At 66.7% G+C, this 20,946-nt stretch carries 24 protein-coding genes; 7 read left to right on the top strand and 17 right to left on the bottom strand.

Annotated elements, in window-relative coordinates; genetic code table 11:
* Positions 1 to 186: 186 nt before the first annotated feature.
* On the bottom strand, positions 187 to 951 hold the full coding sequence (locus tag ACIHAX_RS30050) for a potassium channel family protein (RefSeq protein ID WP_364433777.1): 765 nt from the start codon (positions 949 to 951) through the stop codon (positions 187 to 189).
* A 332-nt stretch (positions 952 to 1,283) separates the two neighbouring features.
* Between ACIHAX_RS30050 and ACIHAX_RS30045 the strand changes: the two genes are divergently transcribed.
* Complete coding sequence (locus ACIHAX_RS30045; RefSeq protein WP_364433774.1) at positions 1,284 to 2,618, top strand: carotenoid oxygenase family protein; 1,335 nt, start codon at positions 1,284 to 1,286, stop codon at positions 2,616 to 2,618.
* Between the two features lie 195 nt (positions 2,619 to 2,813).
* Here ACIHAX_RS30045 and ACIHAX_RS30040 read toward each other — a convergent pair whose 3' ends face one another.
* Both ACIHAX_RS30040 and ACIHAX_RS30035 read right to left on the bottom strand, forming a co-directional pair.
* On the bottom strand, positions 2,814 to 3,506 hold the full coding sequence (locus tag ACIHAX_RS30040; RefSeq protein WP_364433771.1) for a dienelactone hydrolase family protein: 693 nt from the start codon (positions 3,504 to 3,506) through the stop codon (positions 2,814 to 2,816).
* Positions 3,507 to 3,983: 477 nt separating this feature from the next.
* Positions 3,984 to 4,934 carry a zinc-binding dehydrogenase gene (locus ACIHAX_RS30035; RefSeq protein WP_364433768.1) on the bottom strand — a complete coding sequence of 317 codons (951 nt, stop codon included), beginning with the start codon at positions 4,932 to 4,934 and terminating at the stop codon, positions 3,984 to 3,986.
* A 77-nt stretch (positions 4,935 to 5,011) separates the two neighbouring features.
* Here ACIHAX_RS30035 and ACIHAX_RS30030 point away from each other — a divergent pair, with 77 nt between their 5' ends.
* On the top strand, positions 5,012 to 5,620 hold the full coding sequence (locus tag ACIHAX_RS30030; protein WP_355074295.1) for a helix-turn-helix domain-containing protein: 609 nt from the start codon (positions 5,012 to 5,014) through the stop codon (positions 5,618 to 5,620).
* Positions 5,621 to 5,693: 73 nt separating this feature from the next.
* Here ACIHAX_RS30030 and ACIHAX_RS30025 read toward each other — a convergent pair whose 3' ends face one another.
* From ACIHAX_RS30025 to ACIHAX_RS30010, 4 genes are all read right to left on the bottom strand, one after another.
* The gene (locus tag ACIHAX_RS30025; protein WP_364433762.1) at positions 5,694 to 6,107 is read right to left on the bottom strand and encodes a DUF1003 domain-containing protein; all 414 of its coding nucleotides are present in this window, start codon (positions 6,105 to 6,107) and stop codon (positions 5,694 to 5,696) included.
* 206 nt (positions 6,108 to 6,313) lie between these two features.
* Positions 6,314 to 7,144, bottom strand: a complete 831-nt coding sequence (locus ACIHAX_RS30020; RefSeq protein ID WP_397280912.1) for an LLM class F420-dependent oxidoreductase — start codon at positions 7,142 to 7,144, stop codon at positions 6,314 to 6,316.
* Positions 7,145 to 7,443: 299 nt separating this feature from the next.
* Entirely contained in the window at positions 7,444 to 7,674 is a 231-nt protein-coding gene (locus ACIHAX_RS30015; RefSeq protein ID WP_355074292.1) for a DUF6400 family protein, read from the bottom strand.
* A gap of 244 nt (positions 7,675 to 7,918) precedes the next feature.
* On the bottom strand, positions 7,919 to 8,371 hold the full coding sequence (locus tag ACIHAX_RS30010; protein WP_355074290.1) for a helix-turn-helix domain-containing protein: 453 nt from the start codon (positions 8,369 to 8,371) through the stop codon (positions 7,919 to 7,921).
* A gap of 90 nt (positions 8,372 to 8,461) precedes the next feature.
* On the opposite strand from ACIHAX_RS30010, the gene ACIHAX_RS30005 reads away from it, so the two are divergent.
* Positions 8,462 to 8,872 carry a dihydrofolate reductase family protein gene (locus tag ACIHAX_RS30005; protein WP_397280910.1) on the top strand — a complete coding sequence of 137 codons (411 nt, stop codon included), beginning with the start codon at positions 8,462 to 8,464 and terminating at the stop codon, positions 8,870 to 8,872.
* 46 nt (positions 8,873 to 8,918) lie between these two features.
* A complete protein-coding gene (locus ACIHAX_RS30000) occupies positions 8,919 to 9,296 on the top strand; it encodes a PPOX class F420-dependent oxidoreductase (protein ID WP_356967487.1) in 378 nt (125 codons plus the stop codon).
* A gap of 73 nt (positions 9,297 to 9,369) precedes the next feature.
* Here the strand turns inward: ACIHAX_RS30000 and ACIHAX_RS29995 are convergent, their stop codons facing one another.
* Positions 9,370 to 9,762 (bottom strand): hypothetical protein, encoded by a 393-nt coding sequence (locus ACIHAX_RS29995; protein ID WP_355074285.1) that lies wholly within the window; start codon positions 9,760 to 9,762, stop codon positions 9,370 to 9,372.
* A gap of 227 nt (positions 9,763 to 9,989) precedes the next feature.
* On the opposite strand from ACIHAX_RS29995, the gene ACIHAX_RS29990 reads away from it, so the two are divergent.
* On the top strand, positions 9,990 to 10,646 hold the full coding sequence (locus ACIHAX_RS29990) for a VC0807 family protein (RefSeq protein ID WP_397280907.1): 657 nt from the start codon (positions 9,990 to 9,992) through the stop codon (positions 10,644 to 10,646).
* Between the two features lie 50 nt (positions 10,647 to 10,696).
* On the opposite strand, the gene ACIHAX_RS29985 is transcribed toward ACIHAX_RS29990, so the two are convergent.
* From ACIHAX_RS29985 to ACIHAX_RS29975, 3 genes are all read right to left on the bottom strand, one after another.
* Positions 10,697 to 11,443: an ABC transporter permease gene (locus tag ACIHAX_RS29985; RefSeq protein ID WP_356967482.1), complete on the bottom strand. Its 747-nt coding sequence runs from the start codon at positions 11,441 to 11,443 to the stop codon at positions 10,697 to 10,699.
* Positions 11,444 to 11,608: 165 nt separating this feature from the next.
* Complete coding sequence (locus tag ACIHAX_RS29980) at positions 11,609 to 13,042, bottom strand: aminobutyraldehyde dehydrogenase (RefSeq protein ID WP_364433744.1); 1,434 nt, start codon at positions 13,040 to 13,042, stop codon at positions 11,609 to 11,611.
* 493 nt (positions 13,043 to 13,535) lie between these two features.
* Complete coding sequence (locus ACIHAX_RS29975) at positions 13,536 to 13,958, bottom strand: VOC family protein (protein ID WP_397280905.1); 423 nt, start codon at positions 13,956 to 13,958, stop codon at positions 13,536 to 13,538.
* 93 nt (positions 13,959 to 14,051) lie between these two features.
* Here ACIHAX_RS29975 and ACIHAX_RS29970 point away from each other — a divergent pair, with 93 nt between their 5' ends.
* Entirely contained in the window at positions 14,052 to 15,053 is a 1,002-nt protein-coding gene (locus ACIHAX_RS29970; RefSeq protein WP_397280903.1) for a helix-turn-helix transcriptional regulator, read from the top strand.
* Positions 15,054 to 15,192: 139 nt separating this feature from the next.
* On the opposite strand, the gene ACIHAX_RS29965 is transcribed toward ACIHAX_RS29970, so the two are convergent.
* The gene (locus tag ACIHAX_RS29965) at positions 15,193 to 15,597 is read right to left on the bottom strand and encodes a hypothetical protein (protein ID WP_364433735.1); all 405 of its coding nucleotides are present in this window, start codon (positions 15,595 to 15,597) and stop codon (positions 15,193 to 15,195) included.
* Positions 15,598 to 16,077: 480 nt separating this feature from the next.
* Between ACIHAX_RS29965 and ACIHAX_RS29960 the strand changes: the two genes are divergently transcribed.
* Positions 16,078 to 16,518 carry a hypothetical protein gene (locus ACIHAX_RS29960; RefSeq protein WP_364433732.1) on the top strand — a complete coding sequence of 147 codons (441 nt, stop codon included), beginning with the start codon at positions 16,078 to 16,080 and terminating at the stop codon, positions 16,516 to 16,518.
* Between the two features lie 159 nt (positions 16,519 to 16,677).
* Here the strand turns inward: ACIHAX_RS29960 and ACIHAX_RS29955 are convergent, their stop codons facing one another.
* From ACIHAX_RS29955 to ACIHAX_RS29935, 5 genes are read right to left on the bottom strand one after another with little or no spacing between them, the layout of a single operon-like run.
* Positions 16,678 to 17,910: a VWA domain-containing protein gene (locus ACIHAX_RS29955; protein ID WP_397280901.1), complete on the bottom strand. Its 1,233-nt coding sequence runs from the start codon at positions 17,908 to 17,910 to the stop codon at positions 16,678 to 16,680.
* Positions 17,907 to 18,551 carry an SRPBCC family protein gene (locus ACIHAX_RS29950; RefSeq protein WP_397280899.1) on the bottom strand — a complete coding sequence of 215 codons (645 nt, stop codon included), beginning with the start codon at positions 18,549 to 18,551 and terminating at the stop codon, positions 17,907 to 17,909. The genes ACIHAX_RS29955 and ACIHAX_RS29950 overlap by 4 nt, the downstream gene beginning before the upstream one ends.
* A 13-nt stretch (positions 18,552 to 18,564) precedes the next feature.
* Positions 18,565 to 19,449 (bottom strand): AAA family ATPase, encoded by an 885-nt coding sequence (locus ACIHAX_RS29945; protein WP_397281018.1) that lies wholly within the window; start codon positions 19,447 to 19,449, stop codon positions 18,565 to 18,567.
* Positions 19,449 to 20,042: a nucleotidyltransferase family protein gene (locus ACIHAX_RS29940; RefSeq protein WP_364433722.1), complete on the bottom strand. Its 594-nt coding sequence runs from the start codon at positions 20,040 to 20,042 to the stop codon at positions 19,449 to 19,451. Before ACIHAX_RS29940 ends, ACIHAX_RS29945 begins: the two co-directional genes overlap by 1 nt.
* A complete protein-coding gene (locus tag ACIHAX_RS29935) occupies positions 20,039 to 20,932 on the bottom strand; it encodes an XdhC family protein (protein ID WP_397281016.1) in 894 nt (297 codons plus the stop codon). Before ACIHAX_RS29935 ends, ACIHAX_RS29940 begins: the two co-directional genes overlap by 4 nt.
* Positions 20,933 to 20,946: the final 14 nt, after the last annotated feature.

Raw genomic sequence — 20,946 nt, 5'->3', positions numbered from 1 at the left:
GCTCATCGCCCCCACCTCACCCCCGGTTACGGCCCTGCGCGCCCCTACTTGCAGGGGCGGCCCCGCACCGGCCCGCATCCGCTGGTGGTCGCGGCTGTGGCGAATCATGTTGAAATTCGGCCGACACCGCAGGGTCGCGTTGGCGACTCTCGCCGGAGATGGGCATTGTCACCGAGGATGCGTCGGTCATTCGGCCGGCACGGTATCCGGCTCGATCCCAGTGGATCGCAGAGCGGCCACCTCGGCACGTAACGCTCTGATCTCTGCGACGAGTTCGGTGATCTCCCGATCGGTACTCTCCACATTCGCCTCGACGCTCTTCAGCTGATCCATCACCCAGCTGGTGGTGGTGCCGATTGCGAAACTGATCAGGCCGATGCCCAAGGTCATCAGGATCAGCGAGATCAAACGGCCTTCGGTGGTCACCGGATACACATCGCCGTAGCCGACGGTGGTCACCGACACCATCGACCACCACAGCGCGTCACCGAAATTGTGGATCTTGCTGTCGGCCGCCCCGTACTCGGCGTCGAAGAATGCCAGACTGCACAGCAGCAGAAGCAGTAGCGAACTAGTTCCGACGAATACCGCGAGCCTGGCTCTGGTCGTCGTGTTCCGGTTCAGGGTGCCGATCACGAGCATGGCCGCCCGCAGCAGCCGCAGGGGGCGAAGCGGCGGCAACACCACGATCAACAGGTCGACCGGGTGGGTACGCAGGAATCGCAACCGGTTCCCGGACAGCACCAACCGCACGGCGAAATCCAGCGCGAACGCCGCCCAGATCAGCACGTCGACCCGGGTGAGCCAGGCGTCCAGGCGAGGCGATGCCCCGGTATCGAGCACCTGCCAGGCATAGACGCAGAGAAACGCGACGGCCAGCACCATCAAGGGGATGCCGGTCGTCCGCTCCCAGGACTCTCTGCGGGTGCACTCGGAATGTGTTTCGGTCATCGGACTACCTGTGTCGCTGCTCAGCGGTGTCGGCGACACCGCGGGTTCGGCCGCCGAGTCCCGAAAGAGACCGGCCGTTCTCCAGCCGATTCTCACACGGAACCCAGGTCACCGTGCCTATCCCGGTCGTCATTCCAGCGGCGAGTCGGCCGGCGCCATCCGCGACGGCCGCCGCCGGCGCGGATGGCGGTGATCGAGTCGCGCATATTTTCTTGCGCGGCGCTGAGCTGGGAGTTCGGTGAGCGGCTCAGGGCTTCGCCGAAAACAAGTCTGTTTGTTCGGGAATTGTCTCGGCATCCTGGCACGGCGATCCAGGGAAGGGAGATCCGACGATGACAATGCCGTCGCACGCAGCCGTGCCGCTGCATCTGGCCGGGAACAACGCGCCGGTCACCGAGGAATGCACCGTGGAACCAGCGGAGGTGATCGGAGAAATACCCGCAGACTTGAACGGAATGTTCGTGCGTAATGGTCCCAACCCACGGACCGGTTGGTCACCGCACTACTTCGCCGGGGACGGCATGGTCCACGCGGTCGCCTTGACGGAAGGACGCGCGCGCTGGTATCGCAACCGCTACGTGCGCACCCCGCTCTACCACCACCCGGGCCGATCGCGCTTCGAACTCGGCTTCGACCCGGCGACCGCGACGATGGATTACCGGGTCACCACGGCCAACACTCACGTCGTCAGCCACGCGGGCCGACTTCTGGCGCTCGAGGAAGGCGGCTTCCCCTACCAGCTCACGCCGGAACTGGAGACCGTCGGACCGTTCACCTTCGACGGCGCGCTGCGAACGCCGATGACGGCGCACCCCAAGATCTGTCCGGAATCCGGCGAGTTGCTGTTCTTCGGTTACCGACTGCGCCCGCCGTATCTGACCTACCACCGTGTGTCACCCTCCGGCGAGCTGCTCCGGACCCAGCCGATCGAACTTCCGCGCGCCACGATGATGCACGACTTCGCCGTGACCCGGCACCATGTGGTCTTCATGGACCTGCCGGTCGTGTTCGACCAGGTCACCGCAGCGTGGCGCTGGGACGACGGACATCACGCGCGGTTCGGGGTGATGGCCCGCGCCGGTGGCCCGGTCCGCTGGTTCGACATCGAACCCTGCTATGTGTGGCATACCCTCAACGCATTCGAGGCCGACGGCGCCATCACCCTCACCGGTACGCGGGTGGCAGCATTGTGGCGGGACGGCAGCGACGATATCGGCGGCGGGCTGCCACGCCTGCACCAGTGGCGCCTGCTGCTTGCCGAGGGCACCGTCACCGAACAGCAGGTGGACGACGCGGTGGTCGAGTATCCGCGCGTCGCCGACAGCATGGTCGGGCTCCACCACCGCTTCGGTTACCTGGTCAGCTTCTCGCTCGAAGCCGAACCGAGCCACTCCCGCATCTACCGCTACGACTTCGCCGACGGCGCCTCACGGCGCACTCACCGACTGCCGGAAGGGCGTACCTGTGGTGAGGCCGTGTTCGTCCCGCGCGCCCAGGCGACGGACGAAAACGACGGATACCTGATGAGTTTCGCCCACGATCGTCTTCACGGAAACGGCTACCTTCTGATTCTGGACGCCGCCGACCTCGCCAGCCCTCCCATCGCCGAAGTCCACCTGCCCGTCCGAATCCCCACCGGCTTCCACGGCAGTTGGATCCCCTCTTGACTCCATCTCCAGCTGTTGCGCCGACCGCCCGCGCGGTCTCCTCCAATCCGTGTGTCGAGGCAGCGCGGCGCGCAGGTGTGCGGCCGATGCCGCGGTGTCCGGGACCGCCGTCGCGGACGGCGGGGAGCGTTCGATGCTCTACTGGTCCGACAACGCGGGCGGAGGCTCCCCGACGCCGATCTCGCGGCGTCGCGGTCACCGTAGGTGCTGGCCGAAGAACGTGAATACCCTCTGCCACGCGTCCGCGGCGACTTTCTCGTTCTCGCCGAACCCGAAGATGCGCGCCACCGCCTGCACGGGAGTGCGGTCGGCGAAGCTGTGGCCCGCGTCGGGGTAGGTCTTGACGTCGTGTGGAATCTTCTTCTGGGTCAACACTTCTTCGAGGCGCGGGCCGCTACCCCGGTTCATCGGATCGCGTCGGCCGAAGCTGGCGACTATGGGGCATGCGCCCTCGACGATTTCGGCGTACTTGCTCTGCAGGGGCGGTGGATAGAACGGCGCTGATGCGCCGAAACCCTTCGTAGAGGCGACGAGGGCGAACCCGCCGCCCGAGCAGAATCCGGCGATGCCGACTGCACCGGTGCAGTCGGACCTTTCTGCCAAGCATTTTCGTGCCGCCGCGATGTCGTCGAAGGTGCGGCCTTCATAGGCCATGAGATCGTTGAACATCGAGCGCATACAGCGGATCATCCCGCCGCGGGAGTACAGGTTGGGCACGATCGCCAGATAGCCGTTGCCGGCGATGCGACGCGCGATCGCCCGGTGGGGGTCGCGGAGCCCGAGGGCGTCGTGGATGACGACCACGCCAGGCCAAGGTCCCTCGCCGGACGGAATTTCGAGCACCGCGTCGATGGTTTCGTCGAGCGTCTGGATGCTGATGTCTGTCATGGCGCTCTGACTTCCTTCGGTGGGTCGGGGCGAGTTTGTCGGGACGTCGAGCGGTGGACATCCACACGGCCAGCTGAATGCGGTGTCGAGTCTGCTGCGCAAACTCCGATTATCCCAGTTCAGGAGCCTTTTCCAGGTCGACACGCCTGTGCTCGACCCAGCCGGTCGAACAGAAGCTACCTCACCGCCCGCACCATCGAACTCGAATTGAAACCAGCACTAAGTTATTGCGATCGTCGGCGCTTCCGGCTGTCGAACGTAGGGGTCCACCGCGGAAGGCAGGGGATGATGGGGCCATGGCAGTACCGACGCCGCCTCTGAAACCGATACGGCCTGTGAATCCGATGGAGCGCGTCGAGCCGAATCGGGCGGTCGGGGGCTGGGAGGTCCGGCCGCCGAGAAATCTTTCCGGTGGCGCGGGAGGGGCGAATCGCCGGGGCGCGGAGACCTGGCGCTGGATTTCGGTGACGCGATCGCTCACGGCGTCAGGACGATGCGACCGAAAACCTCTCCGGCGTCCATCTTCCGATGCGCCAGCTCGGCCTGCTCCAGCGGCAGCAATTCGTGCACTACCGCATCCAGTTCCCCGCGAGCCGCGGCGGCGAACTGCTCGGCGCGGATCGCTCGCTGGGCGGTGTGGTCGATGGTGTCGGCGCTGAAGGTTGCGAAGGAGAGCGACTTCTGGAACGCCGTCATCATCGTCATACCGAAATCGGCCGGTGGATAGCCCGCGACGATTCCCACGACCACCATGCGGCCGTTCGGCGCGAGTTTGCCGAGGAACGACGGGACGGCGGCGCCGGCGACGATGTCGATGATGACGTCGTAGTCCGCGCCGCCGGTCCCGGCGCGGTCCAACACCTGGGTGGCGCCGAGGGCGCGGAGCCGATCGGCTCTCTCCGGCGAGGAGGTCGTGACCGCGACCGCGGCGGCGCCGGCGCGAGCGGCGAGCTGCACGGCCGAGATTCCGATACTGCCGCCCGCTCCGCGCACCAGCACCGACTCGCCTGCGGCGAAGCGGGCGTGAGCGAGACCGAAGTGCGCCACGACTCCGGAGCTGCCCAGGGTGACCGCCGCGGCCGGAGACAGGTGCTCGGGCAGCGCGAGGATCTGCTCGACGGCGGCAACGGCATGTTCGACATATCCGCCGCCGACCCCGGTGAACGCCCACACCCGCCGCCCCACCCACGAGCGGTCGACACCCGCGCCGACCGCGGTCACGACCCCGGCGACCTCGCTGCCGGGGATGTGCCCCTCCCGGAAGCCGTAACCGCCGAGGGTGCCGCGCCGGATCACCGCGTCCACTCCACCGACGCCGATCGCCTCCGTGGTGACGAGCACCTGACCTGCGGCGGGCGACGGGATGCGAATGTCGGCCACTGCCATGCCGTCAGGGCTTCCGAAGGTCCGGATCTCGATGGCTTTCACTGGCTCTCCTCGTCTCCCGTCAGCCCCCCGAGCCGACGCTAACGGACGCATGCGTCCGCTTAGCTAAAGTGAGAGCGGTGGCCGACCGTTTGCCTCACACTCTGCGTTCGGATGCCAGGGACAACCGCGAACGCATCCTGGACGCCGCGCGGGCTCTGTTCGCCGCCGAGGGAATGACCGTGCCGATGCGCGATATCGCCCGCCATGCCCGGGTCGGGCCCGCGACGCTGTACCGGCACTTTCCGACCAAGGAGATCCTGGCAACCGCCGCGTTCGCCGGTGAGATGCGCGCCTGCCGCGCCCTCGTCGAGCAAGGACTGTCCGACCCGGATCCCTGGCATGGCTTCTGCCAGTTCATCGAGAACATCTGTGCGCTGCACGCCGACAACCGCGCCTTCACCGAGGCGTTCACCTCGACCTTTCCCGACGCAATCGACTTCGCCGCCGAACGTGCCGCTGCGCTACGGGCGGTCGGCGAACTGGCCCGCCGCGCCGAGAAGACCGGGCAGCTGCGACCCGACTTCGCAGTCGCCGACCTGAGCCTCATGCTCATGGCACACCGAGGAATCCGGGCCGGCTCGCAGACCCGGGTGGCGGCCTCGCGGCGCTTCGCCGCGCTCATGATCCAGGCGTTCCGCGCCTCGCCTGAGAACGGTCCGCTGTCGGCAATGCCGCGTGCGCGGTAGGAGTCGCTTTCCGCCGCAACGCAACACCGCGGGACGGTGGCAGCGCGCTGTCGTGCCGGTCGGTCGACCGCGATCACAACCGCTCGGCCTGGTCGGGCGTTTCCTCGATGATGCGACGGTGCAGTTCGGTGGTCATGGCGTGGATGGCGCGGGTGAGTTCGGTGTTGGTCTTGAGTTCGAGCTCTTCCTCGGCGAAGTCGTGGTCGGCTTTGAGCTGCTGGAACTCGGCCGCTCGGTTCTGTCCGATCATCACGAACGTCGAGAGGAAGATGGCCTCGAGGGATACCACGAGAGTCAATGTCGGCCAAGGGCTTTCCTCGCAGAGGAGCATCCAGGCGGCGAATCCGGCCGCGTGGAGGTAGACGAACGGCATCGATCCGGCAAAGCGGGTGATCGAGTCCGCGAGGCGTAGTTGCCAGTTGTCGCGGCGGCGGGTGTGGAAGTCCACCACGACCGGGTGCTGGGCGGGATTCGGCGGCTGGGACATAGTGGGCTCCCCGGCAGGAGGATTGTGGGCGACGACGCCGGAATACTATCGGCCGCCGCCTGCACACCCTCCGACTCCCGCTACCTCTGCGGCAGCGGACGCATCCGTCGCCAGTGCTCGACACCGCTGTGCGCACCCATCGAACCGTCGATCGACGTGGATCAGCGAATGGCCGGCCTCACGAGAACGCGGCCCGGCACGGTGATTCAGTCGGCCGCGGTCAGCAGCGGCGCGAGTTGGCGCAGCGAGCCCAGATAGTCCACATCCAATGCCTGCAGCGCAATGTGATCGGCACCAGCCTTCAGATGCTCGACCAGTTGCCCGGTGACCTCGACGGGCGTGCCGTGCACCGTGAGCACATCGATGAGACGGTCACTGCCCGGTTTGGTCACATCGTCCTCGGAGAAGCCGAGACGCCGCAGGTTCGAGACGTAATTGCGCAGGCCGAGATACATGTCCACCATCTGCCTGCCGACTTCGCGCGCCCGCTGCGGATCGTCGTCGAGCACGAGCTTCTGCTCCGCGACCAGCAGCGCGGAGCCGAGGATCCGGCGCGCCCGCGCGGTGTGCTCCGGCGGAGCCAGATACGGCAGCGCGCCGGCGGTGCGCTCGCGCGAGAGTTCGAGCACCTTCGGCCCGAGGGCCGCCAGTGCGATCCGCTCCTTCGGCACCCCGGCCTTGTCGAGCTCGTCGAGGTACTCCACCAGCGCGTCGTACGGTTTCTGATACGGCTTGTTGGCCTCCGGGTGCCCCACGCCGATACCGAGCAGGAAGCGGCCGGGGAATCGCTGTTCGATCCGGTGGAACGATTCGGCGACCGTATTAGCCGGTGCCGTCCAGATATTCACGATGCTGGTGGCGACGATCAACGTCTCCGTCGCCTCGAGCAACGACTCGACCACCGGCAAGTCGGCGGGCGGCGACCCACCGAGCCACAGCGCGCTGTAACCGAGACCCTCGAGTTCGGCGGCATCCGCGGGAGCGAATCCCCGGTAGCCGCGCCATACTCCGTACCGTCCGAGACCGTCGATCGCCATAAACGTCCGAACCTTCCTTTTGCCTCCGCTGGTCAGCGACCCGCCGCTGAAGGTATACCGTTTCGCGTCCCGGCCCACACGGGCGTGGATGCCGGCGGGCGAAGATTTCCTCAGGAAAACGATAACGGTGCGGACGACCGGCGCCTACGACCTGGGGGCAGTCCGACCACTCGGCCGTGTCCCTGGTCCCGCGCGACAGCTCTGGATGAGTTCCGGATGCCGGCTCGGGGACGATCCGTCCGGCGGTCGGGCTGTCGCACACGCCGAACACCGGTCACGGTTCGTGCTCGGCGGTCGGATCAGTGCGCAGTATCGCGTGTCGCTCGATCCGGCAGGATCCCCGCTTGAACGAGTTCCTCGTAGATTCGCTGCTGCTCATCGTCGAGATTCGAGTACAGCATGGTGTACGCCAGCTCTTCCTCGGCGAGCACCGCGACCGGATCCCAGTCGTCTCCGAGCGCCGCCAAGACGGCGCTGCGCCGTCGTGCCTCGTCCAGCGTGAGGTCGTAAGCGAAATTATGGTCGGCCATTCGGCATCTCCAACCAGGTTCTTTCCAAAATGAATGGACGACGATGCCCAACCACACCCTTTGGCGCAATGATCTGCATCACGTTCTGTGATATGCCTTCGTCACATTCGATGTCCGTACATGCGCTGGACGGCGGAGTAGAGCGAATGATCGGAAGCGTATTCGGCCGGCGATTGATCCAGGCGCGGAATCCCGTTACCGCTACCCGGCGCCCTCGCAACTGGACGCAACGCAAGCGGGCGGGTCATCCGGCTGCGCCGGGGCCCGGCAGTGTGTCGATGTCCTCCGCGTGCATCGGCTCGCCGCAGTGGGCGCAGCGCAGGTCGACGTCGCTGATCCGGCCGCACGCGTGGTGGCGGTAGAGTACCGGCGGGCCTTCCTGGCCCGAGAGCCATCTGTCACCCCAGCGGGTCATGACCATGAGCAGGTCCACCAGCTCGAGACCCTTCTTCGTGAGGTGGTACTCGTAGCGTGGCCGCTGGTCGTAAGGACGCCGGACGAGCACCCCCTGATCGACGAGGTGGTTCAGCCGCTCGGTCAGGACCTTGCGGGAGATTCCCAGGTCGGCCTGGATCTGGTCGAACCGATTGAGCCCGACCCACACATCCCGCAGGACCAGCGGCGACCACGGCTCCCCGATGACGTCGAGCGTCCGCGCGATCGAGCACGCCATCCCGCTGAAGTTCGTGCGCTGCATGGAAACAGCTTACCCATTGGGGTTCCTTCAGGGAACTGAAGGTGCTACGGTTCTGAAGTCTCTTGAAGGAACTCAGAGAGGAATGTGGAGATGAGCAAGGTTTTCAGCGCGTTGGCGGTATCGGTCGACGGATATATCACCGGCCGTGACCCCGGGGCCGGTCGCGGTCTCGGCGATGGAGGGACGCTGTTCGTCGTCAGCCACCCGCCCGCGCCGGAGATCTCCGACCGCCAAAACCTCGTCACCACCGGCATCGAGGACGCGATCGCGGCAGCCCGTGAGACCGCAGGCGACAAGGATGTCGCCCTCATGGGCGGCGGCGTCGTGACCGAGGCGTTGAAAGCGGGACTCGTCGACGAAGTGGTTCTGCATCAGGTGCCGGTCCTGCTCGGCGAGGGCAGGCCCTTCTTCCGGGCGCTGCCCGAGCAGGTGCGTCTGCGTCTGGTCGAAGCCGTTCCCGCGCCGGGAGTCACCCACCGCCACTACGAGATTCAGCGTTGACCCTTCGATATCGATACCGAGAACTCACGCCCAGGAGATGACAAGCATGCTCGACCCCGAAGTGCGCCGCGTGCTCGAAGGCACCTCGATCGCCCACCTCGCCAGCATCCTGCCCGACGGCGCACCCCACTCCGTCCCCGTCTGGACCGGCACCCACGGCGACCATATCGCGATCATCACCGGCCCCGGCTATCGCAAGACTCGCAACATGCGCCGCGACCCCCGGATCGCACTGTCCCTCACACCGGTCGACAACCCGCTCCGGCCGGTCGTCATCCGCGGCAGGGTCGTCGCATGGCTCGAAGGCGACGCCGCATGGGAGATCGTCGACCAAATCTCGACGAAATACACCGGCAACCCCTACTCGCGGCAAGAGGAGCGGTTCATCGCGCTCATCGAGCCGACCCGTCAAAGCATCGGCTGAAACCGCGGGGAATCACTCCGGCCGGATGTCCCTGCCGTCCATCGCATCGGGGTAGTCGGTGGTTGTACAGCCGTCAGGGCGCATCCAACACACTTGCCGGAACCCCGTAGGGCAGGAACCGCACCCGACGGCGATCATCGGTGTTGTCGCGATGCGCGCGCAAGGCCTCGAGTTCGCTCGGAAAGACCTGCTCGACCTTGGCCTCGCCGATGTCGTCGACTCTGTAGATCACCCACACCCCGCTGCCGGTCTCCCCGGTGGTCTCGCCCTCGGGTTTCGGTGGACGCGGCTGTTGTGGCTGGACGAACTGACCGAGCAGCGACGCCAGTGAACCGACGGTCGCGTGATCTACGCGATCCAGGTATACACCGGCTTTCCCGAGCAGGTCGCGGAGCTCGGTGCCCGCCCCACGCAGTGCGCGTTCGAAATCTTCCGGATCGATGCCGAAAGGCCCGTTGGTTGGCATCGCATGTGCTCCTGGGGACGAGTTGGGTGCTACGTCCTCAGTGTCCTCGCCGAACGCCGACTCCGCCACGTCGAACGGCTGCGGGTCCGGGTCGGGTGCCGTTCAGGGGCGGCTACCGCGGCATGACAGTTGTCATGCCCGACATGTGACGGTTGACAGATCCCGGACGGCTCTCGCGTTCGTAGATTCGATTCCTGTCCGGCCCGTTCTTACAGGAGTTGCCCACCATGATCGTCGACGACACCGTTTCCCCCGCCGCGCAGGTTGCCACTGGGCGTCCGGACCTGCGAAAACTGTTCGCCCCCGTGACGCGCGACATCCTGGTGCCGATAGCGGCCTACTTCGTGCCGCACGCGCTCGGCTGCTCCGATTTCATGGCGCTGCTTGCCGGGGCGCTGGCCTCCGCGGCGACCGTGCTCGTGGAGGTGGCGCGGAATCGCCGGATCGACCTGTTCGCCGGAATGGTCTTGGGCGGCTTCGTGATCGGACTGATCGGGTCGCTGCTCAGTGGCGACGCCCGCACGCTCATGGTGCAACAATCCGTGGTGACCGCCGGTATCGGCGTCACAATCCTCATCGGGCTGTTCTTCGGCAAACCGCTGACCTACTACGCCGCCCGCCGCGTCATGGCGACCGGCGACCTGGCCGTCATCGAGCACACCTACCGCACCAATGCGCTGGCCCGCCGCACCCACGTCCGCCTCTCGGCATTGTGGGGCGTGGGACTGGTCGTCGAGGCCGCGACCCGGATCGTGTTGGTCTACCGGCTGTCGGTGCCCACCATGGCGTGGTTGTCCACGGTGCTGCTGACGGCCACGTTGACGGTGCTGGTGGTCGTCACCGTCCGGATGGTCGAGCGGATGCGCAAGACGCTCAGGGGCTGACCGGCACGGGTCGGTGCGGCACCTTCGGCTGGTACTGATCCATTGTGTCGTTATCGTGGTGTGCGGCGAACCTTCGATCGTGCGACCAGTTCGGTGGTCACCGCTACCGCGGATGCTTGGGCCAGCAGCAGGCCGGTGAGAACCAGCATCTGTACCGCGGCGGCTTGCAGGGCTGAACCGCTGGCGAGCAGCACACCGATGAATGCGCCGGGCAGAGTGACCAATCCGACTGTGCGGGTCTGATCGACGCCCGGTAGCAGCGCATCACCCGTACTCGGACGGACGACCTCGAGTCGTGCTTCGCGTTCGGTGAAGCCCAGACTCATCGCCGCCTCCACTTCACCCCACCGTTGTTCGACCGTGTCGAGTGCTCGACGGGCGGCGAGCGATGTCGCGGTCATCGTCCCGCCCAGCACGATTCCGCCGATCGGGACCAACGCCACACCGGTGAGTGGGACCACGCCGCTGATCAGCATCAGTGGCACCACCACCCCGATTCCCGCCCCGAGCGCGACGGTGAGCCACATTCCCGACCAGCCGGCCGAGGACCGCTGCGCGGCGGTCGCCACCGCGGCGGCGAACATGACGGCCAGGACGAGCACCGCGGACCAGAGATGTGCCAGCGCCGCGGCCAGTACCAGCGCGACGATTCCGAGTTGTGCGGCGCCGCGGATCGCGGCGCGCGGAGCCACGGGAGTCGGTCCCAATCGCGCCACCCGATACCACGCGGCCGTCAGAGCCACCATGACCACGCACAGCACCGCCAGTTCGACGCCGGGCTCTACGGTCGCGTGCACCCGCGCCCCTTTCGTCTTCGCTCACGGCACCGGATTCGTTGCCTACGCTGTTGCGATTGTGCCGCCGACCGGCCTGGATCACACGAGTAGGTCATGGCGACGCCGCAATTGGCGCATGGTGCCGCCGGTGGCGGCGACCGGCTGTGCTGTCGTCGTCGTGGGGCTTCAGTCGATCTTGGCCATCACATGCTTGACACGGGTGTAGTCCTCCAGCCCGTACATCGACAGATCCTTGCCGTGTCCGGACGACTTGAACCCGCCGTGCGGCATCTCGGCGACCAGCGCGGTGTGGGTGTTGATCCACACGGAGCCGAAGTCGAGCGCGGCCGACACGCGGAGCGCCCTCGACACATCCTTGGTCCACACCGAGGAGGCCAGCCCGTATTCGACGCCGTTGGCCCACCGGATCGCCTCGTCTTCGTCGGTGAACGACTGCACGGTGATCACCGGGCCGAAGATCTCGTTCTGGCTCATCCGGTCATCCTGCAACAACCCCCCGATGACCGTCGGCTCGACGTAATACCCGTGGTCGCCCTGCCGGTGTCCACCGGCCACGACCGAAGCGTGATCGGGCACCTCGTCGAGGAAGCCGAGCACCCGCTGTAGTTGGTCGGCGTTGTTGACCGGTGGCACCCAGGCATCCTCGTCATCGGCGGCTTTGCCGAAAGTGGTTGTCGCGCCGCAGGCCTGCTCGGCCAGCGCCGCGGTCAGATCGTCGGCCACAGAGCCGTGACCGAGCACTCGGGTGGCCGCCGTGCAATCCTGCCCGGCGTTGAAATAGCCCGCGGCCGCGATACCCTGGGCGGCAGCAGCGATATCGGCGTCGGGGAACACGATCACCGGCGCTTTGCCGCCCAACTCCAAATGCGTGCGCTTCAGGTGGCTCCCGGCCGACTCCGCGACCGCACGGCCCGCGGCCACCGAACCGGTGATCGATACCATCTTCGGAGTCGGATGCGCGACCACCGCCGCACCGGTCGCCCGGTCACCGGCTACCACGTTGAGCACACCTGGCGGCAGGTGTTCGGAGGCCAGTTCGGCGAGCATCACCGTCGTCACCGGAGTGGTTTCGCTCGGCTTGATCACCACGGTATTGCCTGCCGCTATCGCGGGAACGAACTTCCAGATGGCCATCATCATCGGGTAATTCCACGGTGTCACCTGCCCGATGACGCCGATCGGCTCCCGGCGGATCCAGGATGTATGGCCCGCCAGGTACTCGCAGGCCGACTTGCCCTCGAGTACCCGTGCCGCTCCCGCGAAGAATCGGGTCTGGTCCAGCATCTGCGGGATCTCCGCGGCCGAGGTGATGTGGTTCGGCTTGCCGGTGTCGCGGCCCTCGGCCTCGACAAGCGCGTCGGCGGCATTCTCCAACTCGTCGGCGAAATCCAACAGCGCCTTCTGGCGTTGCGCCGGCGTCGTCCGCTTCCAGTCGCGGAACGCTCTGGCGGCCGCTGCGTACGCGTTGTCGATGTCCTGTTCGTCGGACACCGGGGCGGTACCGTACCGATCGCCGGTAGCGGGGTCGACCAGTGCCATCGTCGCACCACCGACCGAGTCGACGAGCTTGCCGTCGATGAAGTTCTGAACCACTGTCATGATGCCTCCTCGATCGCTCTGTTCTGTCGACGATTCGTTGGCGTGGGACGGTCGGTCGACTCGGCATCTGGTCGCCATCGTCGGGCTATCAATTATCGTCGATATTTGATTTATCGATATCGAATGAATCGATTTTACTCCTCTCGCGACTGCCGAGGACTATGCTGCTGGAGTCCTGCTTATCCGCGCCGAACAGCGTCATTTCATCCGATTGCGACGAATTCCGCCTCGCTAAGAATATTGTCGTTCCAGATGTCGGAAAAGTTGTGCACCGCCTTCACCCCCGCCGACCGGCGTTGCCGCCGCCCATCGGGATATCGAATCATGGCTCGGGGCCCGTCTGGCCACGAAGGCGGCGGCGAATTCGATTGGGTTGGTGGAATGCGGCGGCGATTCTGCGGCAGATGAGATTCGTCAACGCGAAGTGTCCCAGGCGGCCCGGCGGGGAAGGCGGATGGACATCGGGGCGGGAGCGCCCCGATGACGCAACGAGTTATCCGTTGTATTCGCTGACGACGTCGACGACCCAGACCACACCGAAACGGTCCCGCAGCATCCCGTAGGCGGTCGCCCAGCTCGCCGGGCCCATCGGAATCACCACGGTGGCGCCCGCGGTGAGTTTCTCCCAGTAGTCCGACACCTCGTCGACGGCCTCTCCGCGCACGGAGACAAAGAACCCGTTCTCTCCAGGGTGGTAGTCCATCGACGAGGGCACGTCGTAGGCCATGACGTGGAACCCGCTGTCGGCCTGTACCTGGCCCCACATGATCTGGTCGGCCTCGGACTCGTCGCGGACAGCTCCGGCGTCTCCGTAGGTGACGACGGCGAGGTGGCCGCCGAAAACGGACTGGTAGAACGCCAGCGCGGCGCGGGCGTCACCGCGGAAGTTCAGGTGGGTGGTGGTTGTGAGGGACAAGGTTGCTCCTGATTCGGCTCGATGGCTGACGTGAGCAACGTTCGCAAGGGTAGTGGCCAGGTTGTGTCCTCTACTTCGGGCAGGATGACAAACATGCCGAAAACTTCCGTGCGACTGCTGGCACTGCTGTCCCTGCTCCAGGCGCGCCGGGACTGGCCGGGAATGCTGCTGGCTCAGCGGCTGGAAGTCAGCCCGCGCACGGTACGCCGTGACGTGGACCGGCTGCGTCAACTCGGCTATCCGATCGTCACCAGCAAAGGCCCGGACGGGGGATACCGGCTCGGCGCGGGTACACAACTGCCACCGCTGCTGTTCGACGACGAGCAGGCCGTCGCCCTGGCCGTCGCACTGCAGATCGCCACCACCGCCGGCGCCGGTATCGAAGAATCCGCGGCGCGAGCGCTGACCACCATCCGTCAGGTCATGCCCGCGCGGCTACGCCACCGCATGGACACTCTTCGGATCACCGCTGTCGCACCGCCCGCCGACCAGTCCGCACCCGAGGTCGGCACGGAGGTTCTCACGGCGATCGGCGCCGCCATCAATGCCCGCGAAGTACTGCGTTTCGACTACAACGGCGCGTCCGCACCGCTTGCCGCCGCGCACCCGCCGCGTCGAGTGCAGCCCCACCATCTCGTCACGTGGGGAGGGCGCTGGTACCTCGTGGCGTGGGACCTCGACCGTGACGACTGGCGGACGTTTCGAGCCGACCGGATCACCCCGCGCATCCCCACCGGCCCCCGCTTCGTTCCGCGCGAACTCCCTGCGGGAGATGTGGCCACCTTCGTGAGCAGCAGGTTTCGCGGTTCGGACGCGAACGGCGGATGGCCCTGCCGCGGTGCGGTCATCCTGCACCTGCCCGCCACCGAGATCGCACCGTTCCTCCACGACGGAGTGGTCGAGGCGCTCGGTCCCGACCGCTGCCGAATCGTCCTGGGCTCGTGGTCGTGGCCCGCGCTCGCAAGCTCTCTCGGCAGGTTCGACGCTGACATCGAGGTCATCGGCCCGCCCGAACTCACCGCCGCTTTCGCCCACCTGGCCCGCCGCTACACCGACGCAGCGAACAGCGGACCCGGCCGGCAGGTGTGCGGGTGAGTCGTTGTCCGGCGGCGCACTCGAATCAGCACGGAACCGCGTCGGGCCCGAACCGATCGCCGGGATCGAACACACCGAGCAGCCGTATACCTGACGAGCAGGTGCGATATACGAGAGGGTGTTGCCTTCGGCTGAACAATCACGCAGGTGGTCGGCAACCGTAACTTTGCGGCATTCGATACCACGGGCGCGGGCAGACCCTGGCGCACGCGGAACACCGGATAGGCCGAGCTTCGTTGACCACCAGCTTATTGCCGACGAATGTATGCACGATAAGAGACTTCGAATGGCCGGCGTCAACCAAACCGGTGAAGACGAAGTCGTACATGGTGAGGCGTCTTCCGCATTCGCAGACGATTTTTTGGAGGTAGTACTCGTCGCCGGCGAGCATGCCCTCTCGCAGGTCGAGGATCCGCTCCATCCGTGCGATGTCGACGTCATCTGATTTGGTCGACTTCGTATCGTCTCTGAGTTCGGCAACACTCGGTCCCGATTGTTCGAATTTCTCGCGGGACAGCGAAACGACTCGATCGTAGTCAGCCATTACCGTCCTCCAGGTTCTGGGAGCCATCCCCTCGGCTGCGGTGTCCGGAGGCCGAGTGTAGCCGCCGTTGGATTCGTGGGCCGCATCCGCTCTGCGTTCTCGTTGGCGTGTCGCTGCGCGCGGAATTCGAGATGATTTCCGAGTCGCCCCCCGGTCGCGCCGTGCACCGGCGCGGGGTGCCGACCGCCGCTCACCGCAGACAGCCGACAGAGTCACCGGGCGGCGGTGGGTGGAGACAGCGCGAGGTTCGGGGGTAGGTCCCGACCGGACGGTTGCCGACTACGCAGATCGTCCGCAGCTCGCTGTGAGCAGTAGGGGGCTCTGTCTCGTTCGGAGGAGCCAGGCGGCTGCGATCGCGCCCGTACCGACGTGATTCTTCGGTCGATGGGCGGGGTAGCCCAAAGGCACGGAATCTTCTGACGCGAGGCTCGCGGGAACACCGTGGCCTCGGGATCTAGCGGATGGTGAGGACGACGGATCATGACCGGTTTGAGCGAGGGTGTCTATCGGATCGTCAATGTCGGCGCCGGTTGTGTGCTGGCGCTCGACAGCGCTGATCAGGTGACGGTGGTGGCGGAGCCAGGTGTCGAGGACGGCTGGCAGCATTGGCTGTTGTCCAGAGCGCCGGAATTCGGCGAGGGAATTTGGTATATCGGCAGCGGACGCACCGGCACCAGGCTCGGACTCGGCGACGGGGTGGTGAGCGAGGGAACCCACCTCGAGTGCAGTGGGACGCCGATGGGGTGGCAGATCACCGCCGAGGAAGCCCACCCCGACTGTTACCGCATCGCTGTCTGGGCCGCCTGCGAGTTCGTCCTCGACCTGCCCGGTCACGACGGTGACATCGGCCCCGAGCAGATCGGGCTCGCGCGATCCGCGCCGATCAGCCGCACCCAGCAGTGGCAATTCCAGCACACCTGATCATCCGCCGGACGGCGGACAGCGCGATCGAACCGGACGGTGTTCGAAACTCAATCATGTGGAACCCCGGTCGGAATGGTCGCGCGCAGTAGCCGGTGCGCCTCGGGTGTGCCGTCGAGGGCTCGGGTGGGTTTGCGCCACCGCAAGGTTTCTCGATGATCACCGGGACGGGATCGGGTATCGACCTGGGTCGGCGGACACAGCCGACGATGCCAGAATCCGAACGAACGCGTGTATCTCCGCAAGAGTGTGCGCGGGCATCATGGTGTCGCAGAACGGCAGGGCTGCCGCCATCGCGCCGGTGGCCGGCTGGAACCCGGACTCGCCCGCACGGGGATTGAGCCAGATGACGCGCCAAGCCCGGCGTCTGATCCGGGCCATCGCGCGGGCCAAGAGATCGGGAGTGTCGCTGTCCCAACCGTCCGAGGCGATGACGACGACGGCGCCGCGCACCGCGTTACCGGACGGAGTCGCCAGCAGTGTGCCGAGGCATCGGCCGATGTGCGTGCCGCCGTAGCGGTCGAGCACCTTGTCGTTGGCCCGGGCCACCGCCACCTCGGGGGAACGGTGCGCGAGCACGGGGGTAAGCCTGGTCAGGGAAGTGGAGAAGGCGAACGCCTCGGGTCGATCGGACGAACGGCGTTGCATGGCGGCCCGCATCAGGTGCAGGTAGATCGTCGAATACGGCTGCATGGAACGGCTGACGTCGCACACCATGACGATCCGGCGCGGGCGACGCCGGGGACGGGTGCGGACCAGCACGGCCGACTCCCAGCCGGTGCGCCGCGAGTGGTTCATCGTCGCCCGGAAGTCGATCCGCTTGCCGTGCGGATCACTTTCCTGGCGCGTGCTGCGGCGCTGCGGCCAGAGCGCCGCCGCCTGTTCCAGCCAGGCGCCGATCGTTCGCAGATCGTCCGGATCGAAGCAGGCGAACGGTTCCTGTTCCCGTGCGGCGAACCGGCTCGGCAGCACGTCCGGCAGCGCTGGAGCCTGGTCGGTGGACCGGTCGGCGCCGGTTGCCGATCGCGGTGTCGCCCAGGGGACATCACCGCCGTGCCGAGACCGCCCCCGACCGACTGTGCCCGGCGCCGACGCGCGTTCGGCCGGTAGTCCGTGCGTTCGGCTCGCCGGGTCCACACCCAGCACCGCGTCGGCGAACACCGCCGCGAAGACCGCGTCGAAGGCGGCGAGATCTTGCATGCGATCGACGAGCGTCAGTCGCATGGCCCAGTAGAGTTCGGTGCGCGAGCGCGGCGCCATGCGACGCCAGGCTTGCACGAACAGCGTGGGACCGCTCGGCGCCACCGCGACGCCACTTCCCCGCAGCCGCGCGACCACCGCGACGGCGAACGCCGCCAGATCCACCCCGCGCAGCAGTGCCGTCCGCGTCATCGATTCGTGCGTATCCGCTTGCGCAGCAGAATTATTCCGAGCACTGCCGCGAGTGCGAACACGACCGCGGGCGCATATTTCTTGATCATCGCGGGCCCCATGAGTTCGACAAGGTCCAGCGGCGCGGGCTCGGGCGGCGCCACCGGCTGCGCTGCTCGGCGGTCCGGCTCGGCTACCGGCTCCACAGAGGTCTCATCGGCAGCCGCGAGTTTCCTCTCCAAGGATGTGACGAACTGATTCATCATCTTCTCGGACACCTGTTGCAGCATTCCGCTGCCGAACTGGGCGAGTTTGCCGACAACCTTGAGGTCGGTGTCGACGGTGACCCGCGTCCTGCCGTCGTCCGCGCACAACCGTGTGGTGATGGTCGCGGCGGCGTTCCCGGAACCGTGTGAATCCCGGCCGCGCCCGCTGATGACGGCGCGATGGTCGTGTTCGTCGCGCTCGACGAATTGCGCTTTGCCGGTGAATTCGCTGGTCACCGGGCCGACTTTGACCTTCAATCTGCCGAGGAAGTCGTCTCCCTGCCATCCGACCATCTGTGCGCCTGGCAGGAGCGGGACGACCTGTTCGAGGTCGGTCAGTACCTCCCATGCCTGCTCGACGGGTGCGTTGACGGTGAACTCGTTGGCGATCTTCATTGCGGCATCCCTCTCATCCGGTAGCCAGGTCTCGCGTATATTCGGCGAACGCCTCCCGCACGGTCGCGCGGTCGTCGGGTGTCTTCGCCAGCGCGCTGAGTGCTGCGACCGCCTCCGGCGCGACGAGATCGGCGACATCGAGCGTCGCCAACGCGGCGATCCAGTCGATGGTCTCGGCGACGCCGGGCGGCTTGTCGAGATCGAGACCGCGAGCGTGCGCGACGAACAGGGTGGCATGTTCGATCAGCGCATCGGTCGCCCCGGGCACCGTGCGTCGCACGATCGCCACCGCGCGGGACGGTTCGGGATAGTCGATCCAGTGGTAGAGGCAGCGCCGCCGCAGCGCGTCGTGCAGGTCGCGACTGCGGTTCGAGGTCAGCACCGCGAGTGGCGGCCGCTCGGCGGTGAAGGTGCCGAGTTCCGGCACGGTCACCGCGGCCTCACCGAGGAATTCCAGCAGCAACGCCTCGAATTCGTCGTCGGCACGGTCGATTTCGTCGACCAGCAGCACCGGGGGCGTCGGACCGCGATAACGGACGCAGCGCAGAATCGGACGGTCGACCAGGAATGCCTCGGTGAACAAGTCGGCTTCGGTGAGGTCGGCGCCGCGCGCTTCGGCGAGCCGAATGCTGAGCAGCTGACGCTGGTAATTCCAGTCGTACAGCGCTTCGTTCACGGTGAGGCCCTCATAGCACTGCAGGCGGATCAGCGGCGCGGCGAGCGCGGTGGCAAGGGTCTTCGCCGCGGTCGTCTTGCCGACTCCCGGCTCGCCTTCCAGCAGTAGGGGCCGACCCAACGTGGTGGCCAGATAGAAGGCGGCGGCGGTACCGGTGTCGAGCAGGTAGTCGTCGGCGTCGAATCGCCGGACCACGTCCTCGATATCGGCGAAAGGCGACATCATGGCGAGGTCGAGGCGCGCAGGCGCTCGTAATCGGCCCAGGTGTCCACATCCAAGGGCACCGCTGCGTCGACGTCGAGCCGGGACACCGGGACGCGGCCCGACTCGATGATCTTCCAGACCGCCTTGTCGCCGTGCAGTCGGGCCAACTGGCCGAACAGGCCGCGGGGCAGCCAGAACGGATGCCCGACGCCGTCGCGGTAGCCGCAGACCGTGATCGCCGCGGTCGTCGCGTCGGCGATCAGTCGTTCGACGGTCGCGGCCGACAGACCCGGTTGATCACCGAGCATCAGCACGATTCCGGGGGCCAGGGGATGTACCGAGCCCAGGGCCGAACGCAACGACGAGGAACAGCCCGAACCGAAGTCGTCGGCCACGACCACCTCCACCCCGGTGAGATCGACCTGCTGCCGGACCGCTGCGGCCGCCCCGCCGAGGGTGACGATGATCTGACCGAAACCGCAGGCTCGAACCACGTCCAGTGTGGCGCCGAGAAGTGTCGTATCCCGGTATGGCAGTAGCTGTTTCGGTGTGCCGAGACGCCGTGAGGTTCCCGCAGCGAGTACGACCCCGGTGACGAATCCGTTTGTCATGAGCCCGTCTTCGCCTCGGCGAAGGAAGTGCGGCAGCCGGAGCCGCAGAACCAGTAGTCGACGTGGTCGATGGTGAGATGTGGTGTGTCCGGCCCGACCGCCACGGTCATACCGCACACCGGATCGAGCGCCTCGAACGTGACGCTCGACAGGCGAACCGGGATGGCCAAGCCGCCCTTGCGGATCGCCTGGATCACTTCCGCGACGATCGAGACGGCGATCTCCGCCGAGGTCTTGGCGCCGATCGGCAGGCCCACCGGGGTGCGCACGCGCATCTGCTCGGCTTCGGTCAAGCCGAGCTCGTCCAGAATCGACGCTCCCCGGATCTTGCTGGCCACCAAACCGACATACCCCACACCCGAGTCGAGCGCGGCGCGGATCGTCTCGGCTTCCGGGCCGCCGTGGCTCGCGATCACGACCGCGGTCGTGTCGGTCAGCGAATCCGGGGAGTCGGCTTCGCCGACACCGCGCTGCACATCGAATCCCACCAGTGCGCACATTTCGGCCAGTGCGTCCGCGATCGGTGTCGCGCCGCAGATGCGCACCAAGGGCGCCGGAACCTGCGGCTCGAGGAATATCTCCAGCGCTCCGCCGGACAGACAGGGATTCACCACCACAGCCGCGCCGGGGGCTTCGGGAAATTGCAGGTCGCCGTCGGGCAGCACGCGCAGCAGCACGCTCTCGTTCGACTGCAGGGCGCCCAGCGCGGCCTTGCGGACCGAGTTCTGGGCGCACTGGCCGCCGACGAATCCTTCGATTGTCCCGTCCTGCAACAGGATCGCCTCGTCCCCGGCATGCGCCGAGGTCGGCTGCTGCGCTCGGACGACGGTCGCGTGCACGAACGGAGTCCGGGTCCGAACCAGTTGCTGGGCACGCTCGGTCATCTTCATCGGTGTTCCCATCG

This window comes from Nocardia sp. NPDC051929, assembly GCF_044548645.1.
Lineage (GTDB): Bacteria > Actinomycetota > Actinomycetes > Mycobacteriales > Mycobacteriaceae > Nocardia > Nocardia sichangensis.
This window is presented reverse-complemented; position numbering and strand designations above follow the sequence as displayed.